The sequence below is a fragment of the Echinicola shivajiensis genome, assembly GCF_018642165.1.
GTDB lineage: Bacteria > Bacteroidota > Bacteroidia > Cytophagales > Cyclobacteriaceae > Echinicola > Echinicola shivajiensis.
This window is the reverse complement of the sequence record NZ_JAHHZM010000001.1, coordinates 38,337-64,537: the sequence shown is the minus strand read 5'-3', so window position 1 is coordinate 64,537 and position 26,201 is coordinate 38,337. Positions and strand designations below refer to the sequence as shown.

21 protein-coding genes are annotated in these 26,201 nt (G+C 36.5%); 9 read left to right on the top strand and 12 right to left on the bottom strand.

The genetic code is table 11. The annotated features are described in order from the left end of the window. Nucleotides 1-12: 12 nt before the first annotated feature. On the top strand, nt 13-1,173 hold the full coding sequence (locus tag KMW37_RS00265; protein WP_215222607.1) for a cysteine desulfurase family protein: 1,161 nt from the start codon (nt 13-15) through the stop codon (nt 1,171-1,173). Here KMW37_RS00265 and KMW37_RS00260 read toward each other — a convergent pair. The 6 genes from KMW37_RS00260 to KMW37_RS00235 form a co-directional block, all read right to left on the bottom strand. After that, nucleotides 1,170-2,513, bottom strand: coding sequence for a DGQHR domain-containing protein (locus tag KMW37_RS00260; RefSeq protein WP_215222606.1), 1,344 nt, complete (start codon nt 2,511-2,513; stop codon nt 1,170-1,172). The genes KMW37_RS00265 and KMW37_RS00260 overlap by 4 nt on opposite strands. Then, on the bottom strand, nt 2,510-3,025 hold the full coding sequence (locus KMW37_RS00255; RefSeq protein ID WP_215222605.1) for a hypothetical protein: 516 nt from the start codon (nt 3,023-3,025) through the stop codon (nt 2,510-2,512). Before KMW37_RS00255 ends, KMW37_RS00260 begins: the two co-directional genes overlap by 4 nt. Next, a complete protein-coding gene (locus tag KMW37_RS00250) occupies nt 3,018-4,607 on the bottom strand; it encodes a DndE family protein (protein ID WP_215222604.1) in 1,590 nt (529 codons plus the stop codon). Before KMW37_RS00250 ends, KMW37_RS00255 begins: the two co-directional genes overlap by 8 nt. Next, nucleotides 4,588-6,705, bottom strand: coding sequence for a DNA sulfur modification protein DndD (dndD, locus tag KMW37_RS00245; RefSeq protein WP_215222603.1), 2,118 nt, complete (start codon nt 6,703-6,705; stop codon nt 4,588-4,590). The genes KMW37_RS00250 and dndD overlap by 20 nt, the downstream gene beginning before the upstream one ends. After that, nucleotides 6,702-8,009, bottom strand: coding sequence for a DNA phosphorothioation system sulfurtransferase DndC (gene dndC, locus KMW37_RS00240; RefSeq protein WP_215222602.1), 1,308 nt, complete (start codon nt 8,007-8,009; stop codon nt 6,702-6,704). Before dndC ends, dndD begins: the two co-directional genes overlap by 4 nt. Before the next feature lie 513 nt (nt 8,010-8,522). Next, the gene (locus KMW37_RS00235) at nt 8,523-9,248 is read right to left on the bottom strand and encodes an HNH endonuclease (protein ID WP_215222601.1); all 726 of its coding nucleotides are present in this window, start codon (nt 9,246-9,248) and stop codon (nt 8,523-8,525) included. 527 nt (nt 9,249-9,775) lie between these two features. Here KMW37_RS00235 and KMW37_RS00230 point away from each other — a divergent pair. The 3 genes from KMW37_RS00230 (at nt 9,776) to KMW37_RS00220 (ending at nt 12,339) form a co-directional block, all read left to right on the top strand. Next, entirely contained in the window at nt 9,776-10,870 is a 1,095-nt protein-coding gene (locus tag KMW37_RS00230; protein ID WP_215222600.1) for an alkene reductase, read from the top strand. A 172-nt stretch (nt 10,871-11,042) separates the two neighbouring features. Continuing rightward, nucleotides 11,043-11,894 carry a helix-turn-helix domain-containing protein gene (locus tag KMW37_RS00225; RefSeq protein WP_215222599.1) on the top strand — a complete coding sequence of 284 codons (852 nt, stop codon included), beginning with the start codon at nt 11,043-11,045 and terminating at the stop codon, nt 11,892-11,894. A gap of 64 nt (nt 11,895-11,958) precedes the next feature. Beyond that, entirely contained in the window at nt 11,959-12,339 is a 381-nt protein-coding gene (locus KMW37_RS00220; protein ID WP_215222598.1) for a nuclear transport factor 2 family protein, read from the top strand. Between the two features lie 1,001 nt (nt 12,340-13,340). Here KMW37_RS00220 and KMW37_RS00215 read toward each other — a convergent pair. From KMW37_RS00215 to abc-f, 5 genes are all read right to left on the bottom strand, one after another. Next, nucleotides 13,341-14,756 carry an aldehyde dehydrogenase family protein gene (locus KMW37_RS00215; RefSeq protein WP_215222597.1) on the bottom strand — a complete coding sequence of 472 codons (1,416 nt, stop codon included), beginning with the start codon at nt 14,754-14,756 and terminating at the stop codon, nt 13,341-13,343. Between the two features lie 162 nt (nt 14,757-14,918). Further along, nucleotides 14,919-15,722 (bottom strand): helix-turn-helix domain-containing protein, encoded by an 804-nt coding sequence (locus KMW37_RS00210; RefSeq protein WP_215222596.1) that lies wholly within the window; start codon nt 15,720-15,722, stop codon nt 14,919-14,921. 44 nt (nt 15,723-15,766) lie between these two features. Next, complete coding sequence (locus KMW37_RS00205; RefSeq protein WP_215222595.1) at nt 15,767-16,660, bottom strand: oxidoreductase; 894 nt, start codon at nt 16,658-16,660, stop codon at nt 15,767-15,769. Between the two features lie 111 nt (nt 16,661-16,771). Beyond that, the gene (locus tag KMW37_RS00200) at nt 16,772-17,854 is read right to left on the bottom strand and encodes a radical SAM protein (RefSeq protein WP_215222594.1); all 1,083 of its coding nucleotides are present in this window, start codon (nt 17,852-17,854) and stop codon (nt 16,772-16,774) included. Between the two features lie 4 nt (nt 17,855-17,858). Then, nucleotides 17,859-19,454, bottom strand: a complete 1,596-nt coding sequence (gene abc-f / locus KMW37_RS00195; protein ID WP_215222593.1) for a ribosomal protection-like ABC-F family protein — start codon at nt 19,452-19,454, stop codon at nt 17,859-17,861. A 1,233-nt stretch (nt 19,455-20,687) separates the two neighbouring features. Between abc-f and KMW37_RS00190 the strand changes: the two genes are divergently transcribed. Further along, entirely contained in the window at nt 20,688-22,250 is a 1,563-nt protein-coding gene (locus KMW37_RS00190) for a Fic family protein (RefSeq protein WP_215222592.1), read from the top strand. A gap of 229 nt (nt 22,251-22,479) precedes the next feature. On the opposite strand, the gene KMW37_RS22500 is transcribed toward KMW37_RS00190, so the two are convergent. Next, nucleotides 22,480-22,602 (bottom strand): hypothetical protein, encoded by a 123-nt coding sequence (locus KMW37_RS22500; protein ID WP_262898184.1) that lies wholly within the window; start codon nt 22,600-22,602, stop codon nt 22,480-22,482. 598 nt (nt 22,603-23,200) lie between these two features. Between KMW37_RS22500 and KMW37_RS00185 the strand changes: the two genes are divergently transcribed. The 4 genes from KMW37_RS00185 (at nt 23,201) to KMW37_RS00170 (ending at nt 26,091) form a co-directional block, all read left to right on the top strand. After that, entirely contained in the window at nt 23,201-23,422 is a 222-nt protein-coding gene (locus tag KMW37_RS00185) for a DUF433 domain-containing protein (RefSeq protein WP_215222591.1), read from the top strand. Continuing rightward, complete coding sequence (locus tag KMW37_RS00180) at nt 23,422-23,763, top strand: DUF5615 family PIN-like protein (protein WP_215223385.1); 342 nt, start codon at nt 23,422-23,424, stop codon at nt 23,761-23,763. Before KMW37_RS00185 ends, KMW37_RS00180 begins: the two co-directional genes overlap by 1 nt. Before the next feature lie 461 nt (nt 23,764-24,224). Continuing rightward, nucleotides 24,225-24,803 carry an RNA polymerase sigma-70 factor gene (locus KMW37_RS00175; protein ID WP_215222590.1) on the top strand — a complete coding sequence of 193 codons (579 nt, stop codon included), beginning with the start codon at nt 24,225-24,227 and terminating at the stop codon, nt 24,801-24,803. A 133-nt stretch (nt 24,804-24,936) separates the two neighbouring features. Beyond that, nucleotides 24,937-26,091, top strand: a complete 1,155-nt coding sequence (locus KMW37_RS00170) for a FecR family protein (protein ID WP_215222589.1) — start codon at nt 24,937-24,939, stop codon at nt 26,089-26,091. Nucleotides 26,092-26,201 lie beyond the last annotated feature (110 nt).

Genomic DNA, 26,201 nt, shown 5'->3' with positions numbered 1-26,201 from the left:
TCATTTCATTAAATGTCTGATAATCTTATTTACCTCGACCATAATTCTACTACCCCTCTTGACCCAAGAGTTTTGGACGCAATGATGCCATATATGACTAATTTATATGCAAACGCTTCCAGTAATCATAAATTTGGTCATGAGGTAAATCAAGCAGTAAAAAAAGCATGTAATCAAATTGTGGATTTGATTACATGCCAGCCCAATGAAATCGTTTTTACCAGCGGGGCTACTGAATCCATTAATTTGGCAATAAAAGGAGTAGCAGAAGAATATAAAGATAAAGGCAACCATATCATCACTGTTCAAACAGAACACAAAGCCGTTCTTGATGTGTGTGAATATTTGGAAACTAAGGGCTTTGAAGTTACTTATTTACCTGTTAAACCGGATGGTTTGATTCGGTTAGAGGATTTAAAAACAGCTATTAAGGATAGTACCATTCTGGTAACAATGATGACGGCCAACAATGAAACTGGGGTTATCCAACCGATCAGGGAAATTGCTGAAATGACTCATGGAGCAGGAGCATTATTTTTTACTGATGCAACACAAGCTTTTGGTAAAATTCCTTTGGATGTAGATGAGCTAGGTATTGATCTAATGGCATTTTCAGGGCATAAGATTTATGGTCCCAAAGGAGTAGGGGGCCTTTTTGTAAGAAGCAGAAGGCCCCATAGAGTAAGGTTGGAAAGTCAAATTCATGGTGGGGGACATCAAAAAGGGAAAAGAAGTGGCACACTCAATGTTCCCGGAATAGTAGGGTTAGGGGCTGCGGCCGAAATGGCTGAAAAAGAAATGCAAAAGGTGGCTTTACACACCTCTGAACTGCGTGATTATCTAGAATCTGAAATACTAAAAATTCCTGGCACAAAGGTTAATGGTTGTATTGAGCGCCGGCTCCCCAATACTACCAATATTTATTTTGAGGGGATTGATTCTGATGCTCTGATGATGGGAATGGAAAATATTATAGTTTCTAATGGATCTGCATGTACTTCAGCATCAATTGAACCATCTCATGTGCTTCTAGCTATAGGATTGAGTGAAGAGGAAGCATTTTGTTGTTTGAGGTTTGGTATTAGCCACAATAATAATTTAAATCAGATGAATATTACCATAGAAAGCATAAAAGAAATGGTTAACTCTATAAGGCAATTCACTATAATTTAATTTTGGTCAAGAAGTTGATTGAGCTCTATTAATCTCTTGTCTTCATAATTATTCGATGGCCAAATACTTAAATTTAAGTCTAAAAATAGAATTTTTTTTCCTCGGTTATTGAATGAATACCTATTAACATCCCCAATGTTTAAATGTGTAGCTCGAATCATATAAGAATCAAATAAATCTTTGTTTGCTGTTTCTATCATGTTTTGGTTTTCCTCTAGAATTTGAACAAATATTTTTAATAAAGAATCAAATCCTACAGATGTGTGAAAAATGTTCTTATGCCTTGAATTACTAGGGTCTAAAAACCAAAACGAATTTCCACTTGAATCCCTAAAAATATCTTCAACAGAACTGAAATAATAATAAAGTAGATCTGAAATTTTAGAATCTTGATCTGTGGCATAAAGATTTCTAAATGGGAGAAACTTTTCTGAACCAGGGGTTCTTTTAAGTAAATCTTTTCTTTTCTTAAACCTATCTCTTTCTGATTCCCTTAAATTTTCTGAAATCAAATTTACAATTGATCTCACCATAGTAGCTTGAGAAAGAGGAGGGCTTGTTCTTCTATCATATGAAGCACCATAAAATTTAACCCTTTTATAAAATGGAGATGCTTCGTGTCCATTTAATGCAAGAACACACTGAAGAGATGTTTTTTGTGGTGAATCTTGCGTAGTTAATCCAAATAAACTGTACACCAAATTTTGTGAAACTCTTTTTTGTGTTCTATTAATTGTTGAAAAAATCATAGCCTGATATTCGAGGCTCTTATCAATAAAAAAAGAAACAACTAGTTGAATATTCTTTAAATCTTCAAGTCTATTTACATAGTAATCATATTTTTCAGATAGATTGTTATGTGATAAAGAATTCCTGTTTGTTTGACTTATAGAAATTATATGCTGTTCTAATCTTTCAATTGCTACTTCAATCCCACGAATTCTATGTTGTCCATCGATAATTGAAATAAAAACATCCCCTTTCTCCTTTATAATTTCTTCGAAAACTTTATTATTTAACTGGATTTCAATAATATCACCTTTAAGCTCTTGACTTTCTATAACTTCAATTGGGATATGTAATACGATGTTAGTTGGAAATGTAGCTTCTGGATCATCGATCAAAAAATCTGCAATTTTTTTAACCCTAGATTGCTCAACTTCTCGTTGAATTTCTTCATTATAAATTGGCTGATTTTCTTCATTAAAACTAACAATTAACCTATTAGTGTATTTAGTGAATTTAAGTATCTGATCAATTGTGAATACACCTATTAGGAAATCTTGTTTGTTTTGAACAACTGGTATCGCTTTAATTATATTATTTTCTAAGCTATTCATTGTTTTTCCCATTTCTTTCCGTGCCCCTTTTGAGCAACTTCATTCCGCAGTTTAGCATTATATGATTGTTCATTGAATTTATCACTATCAGCATAAGCTAAATACCAAACAAAAAGTGATAATATAATTCCAGGTATAGAAAAAAAGAAAGACTTACCACTACTTATTTGAAAAGACAAAAATAATAGAAAGAAAATAATACCAAATAGTATTGTTGTGTAGATAAATATTGATAACTTATTTTGAATGTGGTGTAAAGAATTAATTTCTATAAAGGATGCTGCCCAAATGGAGATGAAAAAAGTTGCTAAATTTCTACTAACTAAGTAACTGTCGTTTTCATTAGATAGAGTACTTTCGTAAATACTAAACCAAACCCCTAACCCCCCAAATAAAACAACAATTCCAATGAAATAACCCCAGAAAGCCCAATTGAAATTGGGTTGTAAAGGAGCTTTTATTCGATTATGTAACTCTTCTAAAAACGTTTCTTCATTATCGTTTTCAATCATTTCTGTATTGATTTATTCTAAAAATATTCAAATAAGGAGATTCTTTAAGATTTGAAATAGACTCTCCTCTTTGGATTTTTCCCATGTTTTTTATTAAAGCATTATGCTCTTTTTCTCCTATGCCTAAGAATTTACTCATCAGCCGAACATTACTTTTATCTTTAATATCTAGCAAGAATGCTGTTTCGCAGTTACTAGAAAAGTCAATATCCGGTTGATTAAATTCTTCTATCCCTTGAGAAAGCAGGAATACAGAAACCCCTTTAGACCGGATTTCCCGCAGGATTTTATCCAATAGGCCTTGAGCTTTTTTGTTATTGAAAACGTTGTGCGCCTCATCTATCAAAAATACATAACGCATACCTACTTTACCATCTTCCACGGGTGTATTGGCCATGTTCATAAAGGTATTATAGATATAATTAATGATTAGGAAAGTAGCAGTAAAACGGATCTCTGAAGGTAAATCCCCCGATAAGGAGAAGTAATAATTTCGATCCAAGAAAGTGTTTAAAGGATCAACTTCTGATTCGAAAATGGTGTAGTCACTTAAACTGAACAGAATATTCTTAAGAGTACTCTGTTTATCCCCTTCAATATCCATGACCAAATCATAGATTTCCTTCATGGATGGATACTTTTCATCCTTCTTATGAGAATCAAACGCTGCTAATGTACCTTCTCTAAGAGATTGTTCTTTGTTTTTACCTATGTTAGCAAAGCTTGAAATTATGTCCACAAATTTACCAACTCCCATCTTTTTATTGGTTTCATTATCCTTATCGATAAAAGAAAGTGGGTTCAGTGGAAATGGAATTTGAGGACAATCTATATAAGTAGTGTTGGTCGTATCAAAGAACGGCTTCAGGTATTCTAAATCATCCCCTTTTAATCCTTTAAAGTCGAGATAAACGAAATTTACCACTCCGTTTGTTTTTGTCACTATTTGACGTAAGAATTCTAGTGCAAACTGTGTTTTACCTGTGCCTGAAGCCCCAGCAACAGCAATATGCTGATTGTTGTGGATATTAATATCGTTTATACGGAATTTGATTGGTTCTGCATCTTCCAGAGTTTTACCCACTTCTATCTCGATCAAATCTTGATAGGCTCCCTTATCCTTAACTTTAAGCTTTCTCGTTTTTTCATCATAAATAATGGCTTCATGAGAAATATCTGAAGACTCAAGCGCCTCAATACCACTTTCAATTTCTGTTGATAAAAAATCAAAAGCATTATAATGAGGGTTCTCTTCAAATATCTTGTTAATTCTCACTAATCCATCATCTATATGAAGCTTAATATACTTACCGATATCAGGGTCATTTTTATGCAGCTTATAATGTTGCGCAATCATCGAGATATATAGGCTCTGGCGATCGCCAAAAAGAATATAGTCTTTAAATTCTTTTCCTTTAGCATCAGTATAATCATTCTTTAAGTGAAGATTAATGTTTTTAGAAAGACTATAGGCCAAGGCAATCCGACAGATCACATATTCTGCTGCAAAATTGAGTTTAGAAGTTAATTGTTGGACTATTTCTTTGTTAGCCTCTGATGTTTTAATATTCAATTGTTGCATTTAGCTCTTCAAATTTTTCAAATAATTCTCCTGGTTGGATTTCCTGAAATTTAGATTCTTCATTGCTTTGGTTAGCAATCAAATATGCATTGGATACTTTAGGTAAAATATCAGCATACTCTTCTTCTGTCATTTCTTTTTTAACCAGTGGAAAAATCACTACTTGATCACTTATATTTGGGTAAAAATATCTAACAATATTTCTTGCATGGTTTACATCAAACTTTTGCATTGGACTATCTATGAATACTGGAAATTCAATATCGGATTCCTCAACAAGGCCCTTTAATAAGGCAGATGCGTACATTTGTTTTTCACCATTGGAGAGTCCTTCCTTCTTAATTTCCTCTCCATTTTTATTTCTTAACTTAATATCGACTTCATCTCCAATAATGTCTACATCCACTTTATGAACAAAACTCTTTTTGTGGAGGAGCTGGTTAAGTCCATTTAAGATTTGGGCTTCCAACGACTCCTTTTTCTCTTTTTTAAATTCTCGAATAAAAACTTCTAATTCATCAATCAACCTAGCAGTTACTTTGTCCTGTTCTGCATTTTGCTTATGAACATTGATCTTTTTGGTAATATCTCCAATACGCCTATTTGAAATACCTATATCACTCTCATATCCTCCAATTTTCTTATTAAGGGAATCTATTTCAGCTTGTATCTCAGAAATGCGGTCTTCTGCTTTTTTTAGGTTTTTACGTAAACCATTTGTTACTTCATCTTCAATCTTTGTCTCCGCGCTCTTGATCTGCTTGTTAATGGTTGAGAGCTCGTTTCTGAAGTAATTATATTCATTATTAATTCTTTTAAATGCCTCTTTAAACGATAATTTAAGATTGTTTGCCAATGCATTTATTTCATTTTTCTCTGTTTCAGAATAGTCATGTAAATACTCTACATCATCGTCCCCTAAAGTTGTGTGAGGATAGAAATGTTTCTTAATTATGTCTCGAATAGCTCCTTTATAGTAATCTTCAACACGGTAATCTATCACTACATCCTTTGGTTTGGGCATAGCAATTAAATCGTTAATGATTTTATCCGTTTTAGTCTGAACCTCTTCTAGATTTAATTTAGATTTTCGTGCTTCAGATTCAATCTCTAATTGTTTGAGTACTTCAAGAAATTTTTCGCCTGCAATGGCAAAAGGAATAATATCATAAGAATTCTTTAATTCTCCCTGTAATTCCTTGATTTTTGATTCTGCATCTTTTGCTTTAGACCTAAGTTCTTCTAATTGCTCTATTGTAATTTGATTTCCCTCCCGGATCAACTTTTCTTGAATCTGTTTCGCTTCAAATTCTTTAGCGTCCTTTTCTTTTTCCAGTTCGGATATTGTATCATGAAAATCTTCAATTTCAATTTCATGATTCTTAACCCTATGTTGTATTTCTTCTAGCTCAATTCGTTCACTTTTGCTAGCTGCGTCTTTTCTTAATTTTATCCGAACTTGTTCAAGTTCTGCCTTTAAATCTTCATATTTCTTTATACCAAGGACCTCAGAATATGCATAATTAAGAGCCTGCCTCTGGGTTTTACTCGAAACCTCAGCTAATGAAATAATCTTTTCTGCATCAAAGAAAAAGAATTTAGCAATTTCAATAGGTAAAATAAAATCACGAATGAAGATCTCTTCAGCAGTTAATTTATCAGTGCCAAGATTTGTGATTAGCTCATTTTTACTACCATCAGCTAATACCTCTACTTCATCTTGATTCCCCGTTACTGTATCAAAATTCCTGGTTATCTTTATTTCTTGACAAGGAATTTCAGGAATGTTTACATCACTTATAATTATAGAGACACTGAATTTAGTACTTCCTTCTCTTGCAGCTTTATTATTAAGACTATTGATTATGTACCTGTCGTATCCACCAAATTCCTTTATTTCCTTTTTGTAAAATTCATCGACTTCATCCATGTGTCTACCATAAAGACACCACACCAATCCCATAAGGAAAGTAGTTTTCCCAAATCCATTAAGACCACTTACAACGTTGATGTTTTTTTCTTCTTCAGGAGCAAGATAAATTACGTTTGTGCCATGGTAAATTCTGAAGTTTTTAAACTGAACCTCTTTAAATATCATTTCTTCGCCTCTTTTAAATAGCCATTTATTCTTGACTGAATATCATCATGCAATCCCCTTTTTCTTTTCATTAAAGATTTAGTCTTTTGCAACTTGAGCAAGTCTGCGATTAACTCAAAATCCCTATCATTTCCATTGCATGATTTTCTCAGTAACTCTTCTTCTCGGCGGAGCTTTTCTTCATGTTCACCCATAACAATTTCTTTTTTGTATACTCGGTTAAAAATTTCAGAGACCTTATTTTTGAACAATCCATCTCTATACCAAGCAAGCTGAATAGCTACTAGTTCTTGATGCTTGATTAATATCATTTCTGGCTGATCCTGTTGTATTTCATACTGAGCCTCTAGGATTTTTTCTAAAAGCATAGCTCTAACCCATTCTTTATAAGGGCCAGGTCCTGGCATTCCATTTTTACGAAATTCCTCCCTCCATTCTGGATCATTTCTATAGTCAGCAATAAGGTTTCTAATCTCAACTAATGGGAGCATCCAATCCTCACCATTATCAATTAAGCCCTCCATGGATTTATCCTTTTTAACCACTGTACATACCCAGCAGCCAAAACGACTATTACCACAGGATGGTGTAGTATTATCAATCACTAAGGGACAATCGTCGCTGTTTGCATTTCTATAAAGCGTGACCAATTCTTTATGAGTACCTCCCCAAGGTGGTGACATCTGCATTAAATACTGCCATAATTGATTAGTTGTAATATCTTTTATGGGTGCATAAACAAAAGCATTAGGAAGCACATGTTTTCTTAATCGATCCTGTCCATATTTTTCATGCTTTTTCATAGACCTAGCACGAGTTGAACTTTCATCAGATCTTGTACCCAATAGTATAATAGCTTCCCCTCTCTTTTCAATAATACTTTGAATGTATTTTGTGGTAGGCTTTATTTTTAACCTATCTGTACACCATCTAAAATTATTAATGGGAGCCGGATATCCTCTGCCTATTAGATTTGTCCAAAAGCTATCTTCTAATTCAGGTGTAGTTTGATGAACTATAATTGGAATGTCTGAAGATGAAGCAGCCTCTTGAATTTTTTCTAAGGTCCTATCTATAAAAGTTAATATTCTTGGATTTTCTACAAGAGTATTATTACAAACTACATGTATTTCACGATTTCTTAATTCTTTAGGGATTTTACGCAAAGCATTCCACACTAACTGTAATAACAAAGTCGAGTCCTTTCCTCCACTAAAACCAATGATCCATGGACGATTTACATTTTCGTCATATAAATACTGGGAGGTTATTTCAGATTCAATTTCGAGAAATTGGTTTGACATATTTTTAAAAACTAAACACTAACAATAGTTAAATCACAGATTACCAATAAGATATCGTGGTGCTACAAAATTTAAAGACGTAGTACATCCCTAAAATTAAATACAAAGTAGTATTAAAATTGAGGATTCTGCTAATTTTAGGTAAGCAAAAAAATAAATTTCAAGGTCAAAAAAAATATTATTCATTAGTTTTTTGTTTTTTCTACCTGAAAATGGTCTTTCTTTCTAAATAATACCAAAATTAATGTTCAAAAGTAATCATGTATGACCACATCAAAAATTAAAAAATAAACTGGCCAAAATAACTATACATTCGTGTGGTCGGAACGGCCAGATTTCCTTCAATAGGCAGGTGTGAATATGTTGTTAAATGAAGCTGTGCTGAGAAGAAGATAACTATCAGGAAAGCTTTTCCCTTTTGTATTATTTGAAATTAAGATTCAAAAGTTAGCACTTTGAATAATTACTTGCTTGGTGTTATTTTCTTTCTTAGAGTTTATTCAATATGAATAATTATAATTTAAGCAGTGATTTTAAGCTTCCAACTGATAGCGTGTCAAAGCTTTTGTGTAACATTCTATGACAATTAGAACAGACCAAAGCCAAATCTTCTAATCTAGTATCAACCGTCCCATCAAAATCAGACAAAGGTACTTTGTGATGGCATTCTATATATCCTGCCCCTAAATCACCATATTTTACTTGGAAATTAAAACTGCAAGCCTCGCAATCCAAACTACCATATTTTTGAAGGTGTTGCGATTTCTTTTTTAGCACAAGTTTACTGTTGCGCTCTCGGTACTTGTGCAATTTATACAGCACTTTTCCTTCTTTAAAGATAAAATCCGATTCCTCCTCGTTTTCAGGGATTTTATAGAGCTTATTGCTCAGATTTACGTCTTTGACAGCATTTCTGATAGAATTGGCAATTTTCTTTAATTCATATCGCTTTCCATCAAATTCTTTGAAAACCTGCTCGTCTAGCTTGCTATAGCTTTGCATTCCTTTCCCATGATATTCGGGGTCTATCGCAAGAAAATTGCTCAACTTTAGCCCAACTCCATTTGGGTTTCTGAATTTGACCGCATCAGGTCTTATATCAAAAATAGGTAAGCGATTTAATAATTCCGATAATTCAATCACTGCTGGGTTTCTTCCATGAATTTGACCCGGCTCTAAAGAATGATACAAATCAAGAGCAAGAATAATTTCATCTCTGTGCCACTTAGGATTACGCATTAATGTTATAATGTTATGTTTAAAAATTCAATTGAAGATAATAAAACATAATCTTAAAAAATACCCTACTATCCTGGGAATTTGTAATTCTTGTTATGTAGAACGAATTTAGTTCTCGTGAGTAAGTAGTAGTAAAGAGGAGACATAGAGGGAACATCGAGGAGACGTCGTGGGAACGTCTAGGGAACGTCCAAATTTTATTTGGGGCTTTGTGAGGAGAATCAGCTCTTAAATGAGAGTTCCTGCCCTGCAGGCTGGCTACTCGCTAAAAACAGTCACAGACTGATTTCTTTACGCTCGTCCCCCTATGGATGCTCCCAGTCCTATCCGATGCCTAGTATACTATCCGTTTACTTTTGGCTAAAATCTAAGAATACGTGGTACTTTTTGGAGAGGGTTTTGATGGGAAATATACCTCACGTAGGGTGTTTTAATATTTGAAATAATTCTACCTAAAAATGAAATTTATTTACCTTTAATTGGGTTTTAGTCCAAATACCTTTGTAAATGTAATAAAACAAAGGACTATGATATTCAATGACTTTAAGTTAGGAAAACTGGAATTATCCAACAGGATCGTAATGGCGCCAATGACCCGTACACGCTCAAGCAATGGTATAATGACAGACATGAACGCTGAATATTACCAACAAAGGGCATCTGTCGGACTGATCATTACAGAAGGAACTTCTATTTCCGCATCATCAATGGGATATCTTTACGTCCCTGGCCTATACAATGCGGCACAGACCCAAAGCTGGAAAAAGGTAACCAATGCCGTTCATGAAGAGGGAGGGAAGATATTTACCCAACTTTGGCACGTTGGAAGGGTAGCCCATATTTCCAACCAACCTAACCATTTTGCCCCAGTGGCACCTTCGGCAATACAGGCAAAGGAAAGCACAGCATGGGGAATTGAAGATGGTAAGGAAGGCAGGGTGCAGGTATCCGTACCTCGTGCATTGGAAACTGTGGAAATTGGGGAAATTGTACAGGATTATATTAAGGCTGCCCAAAATGCTATTGAAGCTGGTTTTGACGGGATTGAAATTCATGCTGCCAATGGGTATCTCATTGACCAGTTCTTAAATCCATACACAAATCTCCGTAAAGATGCTTATGGTGGTTCCATAGAGAATCGAGCACGTTTTGCCTTGGAGATTGTAGATGCGATAGCTACCGTCATTGGGGCAAACAGGGTGGGGATTCGGTTTTCTCCATATGGTACCCAACATGATATGGCGATATTTGAAGAAATTGAAGATACTTATCAATATCTTGCCAATGAACTTTCAATAAGAGAAATTGCCTATGTACATCTCCATGATCAAGGTGATTTATACAGGGACCATTATGATTTCATCGAAAAATTCAGAAAATGGTATAATGGAAATATCATGTTTGCAGGATTTTTAACCAAGGAGAGGGCATCTTTAATGATCGAAAAGGACCTGATTGATCTTGCGGCATTTGGCCGTCCATTGATTGCAAATCCCGATTTGGTGGAACGTTTTAAATACAACTATCCTTTGACAGAGGGCAATAGGGAATTTTATTATGGGAATTCTCCTGAGGGATACATAGATTATCCTAGGTACGAGGACGGTCCGGGCGTTTCATAACGACAAATTCATAGCGACAAAATAGTTATAGTCGATTTGCTTCTCTATTAAACAAGCGATTAGTAGGGCCAAATTCTGTGCTAGTCGTTTGTTTTCAAGGAATACATGTATTTAGTATTTATGGGCGATAAATCATCGAATGGTAAATTACATTAATCCGAAACCTGATTCATTGAAAAAATATCTGACCATGGCCATATTAAAACAGTTTGACCCTTTGATTATTGAGGAGGTAGAGGAGTCTTGCTTCAGTTGTTCTCATCATTCCCATAGCTATTATGAAATGGTATATATCGATTCCGGTAAAGGGAAACATTTGTTCAATGATGATGTCGTTCCATACGAAATGGGTAATCTATTTCTGATTGCTCCTGGGGATTATCATTCTTTTCAGATCGATGAGCCCACACACTTTATCTATATCAAGTTTACTGAGTCCTATTTCGAAAGCAAGCAGCATTTGGCACCTGATGAATTTCGTGTAGGATCTCCGGAGATCCTGATGGAAATGAAGTGGCTGAAAGAGGTGAAGATATGCATCAAACCACCATGTGACAGCATCTTGAGGTCGACAGTACATAACCTGATGGGATATGCCAGTTCCTTGGATGTAAGCAATTCTCCGATCGTTTATTATCAGCTACTCAGTATCTTTGGAATGATACGTGAGATTTTACGGGAGAGAAACCTAAACCCAAGTATTAATGGGGTGAACTTTGAAAAATTGTTGTCCTATTTGCACGAAAATATTTACGATAGAAATAAACTTGGGGTCAGCACAGTTGCCAATAAATTTAATATTTCTACCACCTATTTCAGCAATTACTTCAAAAGGCACTTTAATGTTTCCTATCAAAGTTATCTTGATCAATACCGCGTATCGCTGATAAAAAAACGTCTGGCAGTAGGTGGAGTGAAATTAAAGGAAATCGCCCTGGAATTTGGATTTACAGATACCAGCCATCTAACCAAGACTTTCAAAAAGGTGACAGGTCTGACACCAAAACAATATAATGGACATTAGCGCCCATTGCTAACCTTCGGAAAATTGTCCAAAAGGCAGGATAAGATTAAATTGAACTAAAAAAATGGATAACAAAACTAAAATAGCTCATCAATATATCGAATTTCTAGAGAAAGGAGATTCAGATAAAATCATTTCATTATTTGCCGAAAATGGAATTGTAGAGTCTCCCCTGTATGGAAAAATGAAAGCTTCTGAATTTTACAAAGCGTTGTTTTCTGATACTACCCATTCAGTATTGGAGCTAAAGGGCGTTTTTGGGGAAAAAGCTTCCGATAAGCTTGCCTTGTATTTTAATTACAAATGGACTTTGAAAAATAATGAGGTCGCTGATTTTGATGTGGTCGATATAATTGATTTTAACCAATCAGATGAGATAAGGTTTCTAAAGATTATTTATGATACGGAAAAAAGCAGGGAGATAATGAACAGAATAAGGGATTGATCAGTGAAATAGTGGGTATTATTTGCCTGATAAACTAATGAGGTTGTTTAAAGGATCAAATTTAAATCCAATCTTTAACCAGTCCTGACTTTATCAGTAGTAGATTGTTTACTCATCACATGACCTTAAAGATTGGATATATGAGTACACCGCTTCCTCCTAATATCCAGTGAATTTGTAATTCACGTGACGGTGAACGAATTATAATCTCGTGAGCAGGTAGTAGTAAAGAGGAGACGTCGTGAGGATGTCTAGGGAACGTCCAAATTTTATTTGAAGGATGAGGGCTTGGGATTCCAGATTGAAGTACTAACCTTATCAGGTGTTTGAGTGTATCGTTTTACAGCTGATGGTTAACTAAAGAAATATTTAGCTTATTTTTAATCCTTACTACTTTTTCCATTGATGAAAAAGTAGGCAAAAAATCTAGGCCGTGGAGCCTCCCGCCACGGCGGGCAAGATATTCAAATTGAGAGAATTTGATTACTGATAACAATTCAATTGCCTCAATTTAATTTTGTGCCACTTGTTCCATGCTAAAAATGAGTGGATCTCGCTCGCCCACTTCGCGAGCTAACTCATTATTTTAACGCCCCCATCAACTGTCCCAAAACCGAATGCTCCAAAGGCCCATTAATGGAGTTTCGATGAGTAATTCGTTTCTTTAGGGAAAAGGAAGTAATAAAGAAGAATGTCTTACCGATTGGCCAGATGAGCACGAATTCTTGATGGTTAAACAGTGATGATCCGAGAAATCCGTGAGAAACTTTATTACTGGCAAGAAAACGGATAATCTTATATCTCTAAATATCTAAATAATTGAAAAACTTATCCTTGTCAATTCCAATGGGTTTATTCCAATTGAGCAAATCTAAATGTCAAGGGTTAAAAGCAATAGCAGCCATTTGTTCCGGTATTCATATTATCAATCACCAAAACAGCATTCTTTACCTATTTAATTTTAACCACCCTTATTATAAGAGTGGTTAAAATGGACTTTCTTATTGGATAAGCGTTTTAACTTCAAGAAAATCTTTAAGACCATGTAAACCATTTTCACGGCCAAATCCTGAATTTTTATACCCCCCAAAAGGAGCCAGTGGATCATGTTTTAAGGTGTTAACAAGTACCCTTCCTGCTTTCAGTTTTTTAGCTACCTCTTTACCTTTATCCTGATCAGATGTACTTACAAACGCCATAAGTCCATATTCTGAATCGTTCGCAATTGCTATTGCTTCTTCTTCATTATTATATGTAATCACAGAAAGTACCGGCCCAAATATCTCTTCCTGTGCAATGCGCATACTATTATTCACACCAGTAAAAATTGTTGGTTTAACATAATAGCCTTTATCCAGTCCTGCTGGATGACCAAGTCCTCCATAAAGCAACTCAGCACCTTCTTCCATACCTATTTGAATATATTCTTGAACACGGTGGTATTGTTTACTGCTCGCAAGCGGCCCAATATCTACAGTCTCAATCAATGGATTTCCTACTTTGAACTTGTCTGCTTCTGCAACTAATAGTTGTTTTATTTCTTTCATTTTTGATTCAGGAACCAATAATCTGCTCCCCGCTATACAAGCTTGGCCATTATTCATAAAAGCTATCTGAAGCGCCAAAGGAATAGCTTTTGATAATTCGGCATCTTCTAATATAATATTGGCTGATTTTCCACCTAATTCAAGCGTTACACGTTTCATGGTATCCAATGCTTGTTTCGCTAAAATTTTTCCAACTACTGTAGAACCTGTAAAGGAAATTTTAGTAACCTCCGAACTTTCCATGAGCACCTTACTAACTACCTCTCCTCTGCCATTAACCATATTTACTACACCATCCGGTAAACCTGCCGCGGCAATACTTTCCATAATTATTGCCGCCTGCCATGGCGCAAACTCACTTGGTTTAAGTACCACTGTGCATCCTGCTGCCAGAGCTGCGGATAACTTCACTGCAATTGAACCTGCGGTTGAGTTCCATGGAGTAAAGAGGGCTGAAACACCCACTGGCTCCATAATGACAGTTGATTCATTGACCTGCTTTTCAAACGAATAGTTATCTAACACCGATACCTGATCTAAAAAAACAGAGGCAGAAAGTAGGTTAGACCATTTAGAGCGTTCTCTGGATGCACCATACTCTATCATGGTTGCTTCAATTAAATCATCCAATCGCTTCACAATCTCATCATGAATGGATTTTAAATACGTTTTTCGTTGTTCTTTAGAACTATGCTGAAAGCCTTCTAGAGCTTTACTGGCAGCATGTATGGCTCGCTTAGTATCTACTTCATCTGCATACGTTAGCTGAGCTATTGCCTTTTCATCAATTGGACTAATAATGTCCATGATTTCAGTTCCATGGGGTTGCTCAAATTTCCCATTGATGTAAACACTTTGTATCTGTCTCATAATAATTGTATTTATAATTTGTTATTTGAAATGATTGTTTTGTGTGATTTAAATTCAGGCATAGGGGTACACTTTCGACCAAAACCAATTGATCTAACATCTGATTATCATATACTATAATGATTATCCTATTTGACGCTCATGCCTTCAGAATAAGCCAGCCTATGGTATGTTAGATGGAGGATATCCAAAAAACTTTTTAAATGAAAAAGAGAAATGCGAAAGGTTTTCAAAACCAACATCAAGATAAACCTGACTTGCTGTTTGCCCTTTTTTAGCCAATAGATAATGAGCCTCCTTTAGTCGTTTTTCTTGTAACCACTGCCTTGGTGACATTTGAAATATCTTCTGAAAATCTCTTTTGAAGGTTGCCAGGCTTCTCCCTGTTAAATAAGCAAATCGGTCTACTCTCACATTGAAATGGTAATTCTTTACCATAAATTCTTCAAGATCTATCTTATGCGGCTCGGTAAAATCAAATAAGATATTCTTCAACTCAGGCTTAGTTTGCAAAACAAATTGGAGGCATTCCTTAAGCTTTAGATCAATTAAACTTTGGTCAGCTAAGGCTCCCAATTTTTGATACTCCATCAAGGATTGTAGAAAAGACTGCAATACCGGGGTAACTTCAATATTCAATACTGGTTTGGATGGGACATGGGGTTCAGCTGTAAGATTGTTGACTCTGCTAAAATTTTTAAGTATGTCTTGACTTAGATGGATATTAAGAGATTCAAAGTTTCCAAGGGCTGGCGGCTGCTTTGTATATTTCAATAATTGATTTCTTCTAATCAATCGAAAAGCTCCAGCTGAGGCACTGTATTCATTAAGCCCATCGCAAAAAACCATAGAGCCAGCTATCTGAAAACTTAAAGAGTGCTGTGGTACAAAGTGCTCACCATCTCTATTCAGCGTGTGGTAGCAAGAATAGACCACCTCTGATAACTCATTTTTTTGCTTCTCCATCTTAATGATTTCTTTTATTAATCTTCTAACACAAAGACTAAAGGTTATAAAACTATCCCTCGTTGCTTTAAGTAATTCTTCCCCTCATCACTTTGGTAAAATGTACCTGCTTCTTTATGATCGGTCGAAAGACTTAATGCCATCCATTTTTCCATTTCTATTGACCTGGTTTCATCAGCCTTTTTCAAAATACATATTGCTTCACTCCCCAATACCAGATGCATTGGCGGCTCGGGGGTTCGTACAATTTCCATAATCGCCATTGCCGCTTTATCAGGATCACCAATAGGCACAAATTCTCCGGAGGTGAAAAGCGTTTTCATTGCGCCAATAGAATTTTCATAGCCTGGAACATCTGGTGCATAATTCATTGAACTTCCAGCCCAATCGGTTCGAAACCCTCCCGGCTCAACTGATGTTACATTGATACCTAAAAGACTAACTTCTTTATTCAACGATTCAGAGAAACCAGCTAAACCAAACTTTGCAGCCTGATAAATGCTCAAGCCTGCATTGCCAACTCTACCTCCAATAGAACTGATTTGAATAATTCTTCCTGATTTCTGCTTTCTCATGTGAGGTAGTACCGCTCTTGTGATTGAAATAGGAGCATACAGGTTGACCATGAGTTGACTATTTACCTGTTCCTCGGTGAATGCTTCTGCCGCTCCTGTGATACCAAATCCAGCATTGTTGACCAATACATCAATCCGGCCTGTCAATTCAATGGCTTGATTAACTGCTTCTCTTATTTGCACCGTATCAGTTACATCTAGTTTTACTAAATAAATCTGATTAGGGTAAATGTCCTTCAAGTCTTCCAGTTGTTCTACATTCCTTGCTGTAGCGATTACTGTATCTCCTGCTTTTAAAACTGCCTGTGCTAGGCTTCTGCCCAACCCTCGGCTACTTCCTGTGATAAACCAAACTTTTGCCATTTCTCTTAGATTCTGTTAGTACAAATATCCGACAATAATAAAACCTAAGCTTTGTTGTATGGCTCAAAGTATGTTTGCTATATGGCTCACCATTTAAAAGAGTTTAATCAATTATTTTTTTACTTTGTAATTCTCATTTGTAGCGTGAAGCTGCCCGCAAGCAGCATCAATTTCAGAACCAAACTGTGTTCTGCGTGTTGCATGAATACCCTTTTCATTTAAACCCTGAACAAACAGTGACAAATTTTTTAGAGTAGGTTGTTGATATAAAGGATTAGCCCCAAACGCTGGATTGTATCTGATCACACTCACGTGATACAATTCTGATCTTGCTTGTGATTTTATTAGATTTATAAGACCATTCAAGTGTTCTTTCGAATCATTTACTTCAACAATGAGTAAATATGCCAGATAAACTTTGCGTTTATAGGTTTTAACATACTTATCAAGAATTTTTAAGTTTTCACGTAATGAAAATCGTTTTTCCAATGGTATTAATTCTGCTCGTTGCTCTGAAAAAGGAGAATGTACGGATAAGGTTATGGTTACCTGAGGAAATTGATTAATTAAACTTTCCAAATTAGGCGCAAAACCAACAGTGGAGACCGTGATTCTTCTAGATGATATTCCTCCAAAAGCTTTGTTCGTTAAAACATCTATAGCGGTAAGCGTGTTTGGATTTGCCAATGCTTCACCCATTCCCATAAAGGAAATACTATTTGGTAGATGATACTTCCAATAAGGATGAAAGACCTGTGCACAAATTTCATCTACACTAATGTTTTTCATCAAACCCATTGCAGCTGTGGCACAAAATGTACAACCTAGACCACATCCTGATTGAGAAGAGATGCATATTGACTTCCAGCCCTTACGATAGTGAGAAAGAACAGTTTCTATTTTATAGCCAGATTGTGTTTGAAATAATACTTTCTCAACTTGTTTTGAAGCATGTATTTCCGCCAGACTCAAAGGTAAAGGTGTTTGTCCGTATTCAGATTTCAACGTTTCTCGGACATTTATTGGTAACTCATTAATGTCATCAAAATATTCAACACCATTTTGCAGCGAATGAACCAGTTGCCGATAGCGATAGTCTGGGTACTTCATGTTTTTTAGAAAGGAATGTATTTCTGATAGAATCCCTCCATTCGGTGGATTTGAAAGCATTTCATGAGTGATTTTTCTATTCATATTATTAATTGTTTAGCAATAGGGTCTTGTTTATATGCACTTCATCCAGGAAGGTTTCATCATGAGAAACAACAATCAATGTACCCTGATATTCATTGATTGCAGCAGTCAAAATTTCCAGACTTTGTACATCAAGGTTATTTGTTGGCTCATCCAAAATAATCAAATCAGGTGCTTGACTATTGATTGTTAAACAACATAGCATTAAGCGCATCCGTTCTCCACCACTTAATACCATACAGGGTTTATCCCAATCCTTCTGTGGAAACAAAAAACGATTGAGCCGTGTTTTTACCTCGTGCTCCTGAAGTCCGGAAGTATTTACACTTTGTGCTTGCTCATGTACCTTCAAATTATTATCGATAAGGGAATAGTCCTGATCAATATAAACAGCGTTGCCTGACACAAATGACGAAAGCATTCCCAAATCCGGCTCTAGCTCACCCAAGAGAAGTTTGATCAATGTGGTTTTCCCAGAACCGTTTTCACCCTTGAGGGAAACACGCTCCCCACTCAATAGTTGAAAAGACAAGTTGTTTTTCCATAGGTAATTCTGTTCATATCGGAAATTTATTTCTTTAGCTTCAAACAGTATTTTCCCTTTGTGTAAAACGGAATGATCTAGACCAAACTTCATTTTGTCCAAATCAGGCATAGTGTTTCTAAGAGAACATAATTCTTTCGAGATACCATCAATCTTTTCTGCATGAACCCCGGCAATCTTTGAAGAACTATTTTGTGCATCATTCTTCATCTTATCCATCATGGCCTTTCCCATCCCTGCTTTGGTCTGTTTTACTTTTCCACGGGCATCTTGCTTTTGCTGTCTTTGAATGGTTTCACGTTCTTTGTCCTTTGCCTTTTTTAATGTCTTTTCCAGTCCCTGTATGTCCTGATGAAGAGCATTCAACTCTACTTGCTTTTGTTTAGTATATTCATCATAATTTCCACCATAGGCTTTGATACCTTGGGGTGTTAATTCACAAACCGTGTTAAGCAGGTTCAACAGCTTTCTGTCATGACTTACTACGAGAAGCGTATATTTGGTGCTTTTTATAAAATCATAAATTAATGATCTACCTACAATATCTAAGTGGTTGGTGGGTTCATCAAGCAATATGAGATCAGGCTCGTGGATATCAATGCCAGCCAAAAAGATTTTTGTTTTTTGTCCACCACTGAGGGTATGCATCATTTGTGTTAGATTCAAATCAGCTAATCCCCAATGAGCCAAAGAACTCAGACAACGCTCTTCAATGGTCCAGTCATCATTGAGCATCTCATAGTTTTCCATGGATGGGTCACCTTCTAGAATCTTATGAAGTGCATCTATCTTGTGACTAATGTTTAGTGCTTCAGCAACGGTCAGATGATTGTATTGACCGAAAATTTGCGGAACATAATATGGTCTTTGTGCTAAATTTACTTCTCCTTTTTCAGGTGAAAACTGACCAGCAATTATTTTAAGTAAAGTGGATTTTCCTGTTCCATTATTACCTACCAAGGCTATTTTATCCTGTGGCAGTATGGAGAGAGTGATACCTTGAAAGAGTATTTCTTTATTGAGATGTCTGTATGACAAATTATGGATATTAAGCATCTATTTTCTTTTAAACATGAATAATCTGTCTCATTACTAATTGTATATGAGACTTGATTTTTTGTCCTAAAGAAATTTGCTATCACATAATTTATCTAATTATCTCTATGATTTGAGATGGCAAATATAGCTATATTTTAAAAAAAGGCAATTAATTCCTTTGAGTCAATGGTATCTGATAAATATTATTGGCGAAGACATTTTTCTAACTCTGATTAAATTGAAATAGAAAACCCCGGCTAGGTGAAGGTGTGTCACTTCGCCTAAATAGCCTGGGAATTTGTAATTCCAGTATCCTGATTTTATAGTTGTCGTTAGATTGTTAACATATATAATATTTCCAAGAATTAATTTACCTGAAGGCAAGGTATCCCCAAGACATCCCCTAGGTATATGGTAGAAAGATGTAAGGGAGAAGGAGGGTAGGGAAGTTTAATTGGTTAATTGGTTAATTGTTGAACCTGCCTTGCGGCAGCCAGGCTGTCGAATTGGGGAATTGTGAATTGGGAGGGAGTTCGGTAAGGGGGGGAAGTGTGTTGATTATTGGAGATGAGTTTTACTTCTTGCGACCAAACTAAGGTGAGTTTTTGCTTATTTTTAAGCTTTCCTACTTTTTATTCAGGTAATGTTTTATTCTTGATGGTCATCATGAATGCTTCGCATTTCCATCGATGAAAAAGTAGGCAAAAAATCTAGGCCGTGGAGCATTCTTCAATTTGAGTGAATTTGGTTGCTGATAACAATTCTTTTGTCTCAATTTGATTTTGTGCCAATTGCTGTTGGCTTAAAATGAGTGGATCTCGCTCGTCCACTTCGCGAGCTAACTCATTTTTTTAACGCCCCCATCAATTGTCCCAAAACCGAATGCTCCAAAGGCCAATTAATGGGATTTTGACAAGTATTTCGTTTTTTAGGGGTCGGATAGTAGTAAAGAGGAGATGCCGTGTGAATGTCTATGGAAGGGGCTGATTTTATTCGGTGGTTTGGGAGGGGGAAAAGGCCTGCCCTGCAAGCTGGCTACTTGCAAAAAAACAGTTATTGACTGTTTTCTTTATGCTCGTTCCCCTATAGATACTCCCATGCCTAGTATACCCCTAGTATAGGATACGTATATATTTTGGTTGAATTTGAGTGATTGAGCGCGCCTATTTTAATTGATTAATATAAAATGCACCTGTAATTATTGGTTGGCGCTCGTTTTTTTGGGTATATTGCTCCTGTAATTTATTGTTTATGGATAATAGCACTCATTTTTCTCAAAGAAAACCTGTTTTTCATGGAAGGCAAAGCCCGGAAGAAGGTGTGATAGTTGGATATGCAGCTATTATAGCTACTTTGAACCTGGAAATGCCCATGGTCAAGCCCATTTTGCTGGTTTGTGAACATAATAGAAAGTATCAGTCTGAGGACTGGTCAGTCCTTCCAAAAAGTTATTTACCAGAGGATAAGCCAGAATTTAAGGAAATTGAGGCACTTTATAAGCATTTGGTTTTTGCCCTTAAGTATGAAGGGATCAACCTTTTGTTATTTAAAAGACTATCCCAATATTATAGAGAAGCCCAGCTGACCGAGCTGGTCTCCATAGAGCCAACGGGGCAATACAGCAGGCGTATTTGGTTCATTTTGGAATGGCTGATGTGTAGGCCTTTAAGTGGAAAAGAAGGGCTTAGTAAAAAAGGCTATGTTCCCTTAGTGGATTCAAAGCAGCAGTATGGCGTAGAAGGAATAAAGTCACCAAGACATCTAGTGATCAATAACCTTCCTGGTACGCCTGAGTTCTGTCCAATGGTAAGGAAAACAGAAAAACTGGAAAAATATATCCATGCCGGTCTTTCCAATCAGAAGAATGCATTTATAAAAGGAATTCGAAAAGAAATTGTCCAAAGGGCCTCGGCATTTTTATTATTGAGGGATTCCAAAGCCTCGTTTTCCATAGAGGGGGAAAGTCCTAAAAGCAAGCGAGCGACACGTTGGGGACAAGTTATTGGTCAAGCAGGTTTAAATGAATTGTCAAGAGATGAGTTGATCAGGCTGCAGCAAGTGGTCATCGAGAATACCCGCTTTGTGGAAATGGGATTTCGTAAAAAAGGTGGCTTTGTAGGGGAACATGACCGGATAACGGGAGAGCCCATTCCGGATCATATATCTGCAAAATGGCAAGATGTACCAAGCTTATTGAAAGGTCTGATCGAAACGAATACCATACTCATCGAAAGTGAGATAGATGCAGTGATATCGGCAGCAATAGTAGCGTTTGGTTTCGTCTTTATCCATCCTTTTGAAGACGGGAATGGTAGAATCCATAGGTACCTTGTACATCATGTCCTGGCCAAAAAGCAATTTTCCCAGCAGGGCATCATATTTCCCGTTTCTGCTTCTATTTTAGACCATATCGAGGATTATAGGAAAGTTCTCGAGTCTTATTCACATCCATTGTTGGAATATATTGAATGGGAAGAGACTAAAGACCATAATGTAAAGGTCTTAAATGATACGGTTGATTATTACAGGTATTACGATGCTACATCCCAAGCGGAGTTTTTATATGACTGTGTCTTTGATACGATAGAGAACATCATACCATCAGAAATAAATTATCTGACCCAATATGATGAATTCAAGAACCGAATGGATGATGATTTCGAGATGCCTGATCGGTTAGTGGCCATATTGGTCAATTTTCTATTACAGCATAATGGTGTATTATCAAAAAGAGCCAAGGAAAAGCATTTTTCAGCATTGACTGAGGGGGAAATAAAAAAAATAGAAAGGACATTTCAGGAAGTGTTTCAATAACGATCAAATTCAATAAATTCTTGCCCCGACTGGAGGGGGGGCTCTATCCCCTGCTATCTTGGGAATTTGAAGTTCCTGTTATGTGAACGAATTATAATCTTGGGAGCAAGTAGGTGTAAAGAGGAGACATAGAGGAAACATCGAGGAGACGTAGTGGGAACGTCTAGGGAACGTCCAAATTATATTTGGTGTTACTCTTTATGTTCTTTTATTCAGGGATAGAATAGCTTTAATGGTCTTCATGAATGCTCTGCATTTCTCCCGACAGTAGTCGGGACAGGCTATTGATGAAAAGAACCAAATCCCGATAGCTATCGGGACTGGCCTGTGGAACCTCCTTAAAATTGGTCATTTTCATTTTCGATTTCGATACATATATCAAATTTGATTTTGTGCCAATAGTTCCATGCTAAAAATGAGAGGATCTCGCTCGTTCACTTCGCGAGCTAACTCATTTTTTTAACGCCTTCCACCATTGCCTCAAAAACGGATGTTCCAATGGCCAAATAATGGGATTTCGATTTTTAGGGAAAAGGAAGTAATAAAGAGGAGGCGTAGTGGGAATGTATAGGGATATCTAATTTTATTTGGTAGTTTTTGGAGGGGAAAAGGCTAGGGGCTGCTCTGCAGGCTGGCTATCCACTTAAAAGAGAGTATCCCAAAAATCCACATCATTGTGATTGTAGCGATAGCGAAGAGAAGCCTGCCGGACGGAAGACAGGCAATCTCCCCCTATGTACAAAGTGAAAACTTCGAGATCACTTCGCTTCGCTCGTGATGACGTATTTCAGAGCTAAGAGGCAGCCTCTTTTCAATGTGGACGTTCTCCCCATAGATGCATCAAGTCCTGCCCAATGCCTCGTTAAAGATATAGTAGCACTAGGCTTATGCCAGATAAATATTTAACCCTAAAATAGTTTTTTCGTATCTTTCTAAAAAAGCAGTTATAAATGATCGATTATAAAGCCTATATCACCATAGATCCCAATATCCGTTTTGGAAAGCCTGTCATAAAAGGAAGTAGAATAGCTGTTTATGATGTTCTTAGTTGGCTGGCCAATGGGATGACCTATGATGAGATATTAGAAGATTTTCCCGAAATAAAGAAGGAACAGATTCAAGCCTGTCTTGCCTATGCTGCTGACAGGGAGCATAAAATCAGGGTGGCTTGATGAAAGTATTGTTTGACCAAAATGTTTCTTTCAGGATAGTTAACTTATTAAAAGATGATTATCCTGAAGTCAAACAGGTCAGGTTGCTAGGTCTGGAAAATGCCAGTGATTTGAAAATATGGGAATACGCGAAAGAAAATGATTATACAATTATCACTTTTGATGCGGACTTTTATGAACTGTCAAATATTAAGGGACATCCACCTAAGATCATATGGTTGAGAATGGGGAATACCACAACCAAAAGCATAGCAGAAAAAATGATTAGCATGAAATCAGTGATTGCTGATTTTATATTATCCGATGATCAAAAAGAACTTGCATGTTTAGAAATTGATTGATGTCTCTGCGACTACTTTAGTCTGTGACTCAACTACCTATCTCTTGAATTTGTATTGCTGAACGGACGTATTGACTATTGAAGGTGAGCACTGCATTGTAAGATGGATAAAAGTAGCTGCTGAGACGGAGACTCAGTTTTAGGTGGTACTGCACCTGTGCCCCGTGGCGTAGCTCAACTGACAACAGGTTCGCAAAGAGTTGTGGGTGGATTCTCCCTTCAGGGGGGGAGGGGGTGAGCGAAAGGAAAAGTTCGAAGGCTGTAGTAGAAAGCAAGAAAGTTTCTGTTTTCGAAGAATAACCTACCATAATAAATGCTATTAACAAATAGATAACCTTTTCTTTATACCATGTTTTTTTTGATGACTTATGCTTTTTTCTATTTTTGTTAAGCAGAGATCATTTTAAAGCTGCTTATCATACCTGTGAAACAAAGTATTTTCTCTTAAAAGTAAGATTTTAATTGCCAGATCAAAGCCTAAATATTGATTCCCCTCAATTCATCGAGCTGATTGAAAAGGATGCTTCCAAGGCTTTTGAGTTACTTTTTAAATTGTATTATGACAAACTCTTCCACCTCGCCAAATACTATATAAACGATGAGTCTGATGCCGAAGAACTCGTACAGGATGTTTTCTTAAAATTGTGGGAGCGCAGGCAAGGTATCACTCACCTGAATAACAGCTACCTATTTACCATGACCAAAAATGCCTGTATGGATTATTTAAGGCATAAGAAGGTTGTCATGCAAAAATCAAAGGCCCTTTATGATCAGGCAATGACAGACCCTATGCGGTTTCTCCATAATGAAACTGCTTCTAAGGTTTTGGAAAATGAACTCGCGCTGAAAATTTCGGAAAGTATAACTGCCCTGCCCAAAAAACAAAGAGAGGTATTTGTTAAAAGTAGGATTGATGGGAAGAAAAATGGAGAAATAGCCCAAGAAATGAATATTTCCAAAAGGACTGTTGATACCCATATTTCACTTGCCTTAAAATCCATGCGATTACAACTCAAGGATTTTTTGACATTGTTTCTCTAGTCCTCAGTACACGCTGAGTTTATGGAAAGGGACTTTTTAAAACTTAGAAGAGAAAAAAATGAAATTTCTTGTTTTCCCATTACGTACCTTCTTAAGCTGAGCCGTTTATTGTTGAGTTGACCAATAAATAGCAATGGACGAATCTAAACTTTTAAAATATTTTGAAGGAACAGCTACCAGGGAAGAAACCGAGGCCATTGAAGCGTGGATTCAGGTCTCTAGCAGCAATGAAAACCGGTTCTACCAGCTGAAAGCCCAATATATTGCCTCTAAGTTTAAAGAAACTTCGGACCAGATTGACCTTAATACAAAATGGCAACAGTTTCAAAACAAGACTCAAAACAAGTCCATATACAAGTTCAGGTCGCCTTTACTTAAATATGCCGCATCAGTCACCCTATTAGTCGCGCTGGGAGCTTTATTCTATCTATTTCAAGGGATTCCTGATCAATCACCTATACCTTACAGTGATGATAAAGTAATTACCCTTCAGTTGGGCAATGGTGAAACCATCCTAATGGAAGAATCTGCACAACTGTCCATTAAAGACAGTAAAGGTCAGGTAATCGGAAATCAGCAGGGAGGAAGGTTAAGCTATTTATCCAAAAAGGGAAATGGCGATGAGGGCCCCCCTAGCTACAACACCTTGAAAGTTCCCTATGCAAAGCGCTTTGAAGTAATCCTTCCAGATGGTTCTGAAGTTACCTTGAATGCGGGAAGCTCGCTGACTTACCCAACCAGCTTCGACGACATGGAAACAAGGTCAGTTACCTTAAGTGGCGAAGCTTTCTTCAAGGTCAAAAAGGACGCTGACCAGCCCTTTATTGTAAAAGCCGACCTGATGAACATTAGGGTTTTGGGCACGGAGTTTAACGTTTCCTCCTACCCTGAAGATCCTTTGGTTCAAACAGCCTTGGTAGAAGGTAAAGTCAGTATTTATGGGAATGAAAGCGAATACGAAGATACTGCATATATTCTACGACCAGGAGAACTGGCTAACTGGGATAAGGACAGCGAAAAAATCCAGATCAACAAAACAGAGCTGGATATGTACACTGCCTGGCTCAATGGAAAAATCATCTTCCGCAATGTCGCTTTTCCCAACATAATCAAAAAGCTAGAAAGACACTATGATGTAGAGATCGTCAATAGCCAAGGGGCATTTGAAACAGAATATTTCTCTGCAAGCTTCGATGTAGAAACAATTGAAGAGGTGATGGAAACCTTCAAAAAAGCCTATGGCTTACAATATGAGATCAATGGAAACAAGATAATTATTCACCATTAAACCAATGCCTATGAACCATCAGTAATAAAATATTATCTCTCATCAGATCATAAATATCTCTATAAAGAAAAAATCGGAAAATGCGGGAACATTTTCCGATGAAAGATTTT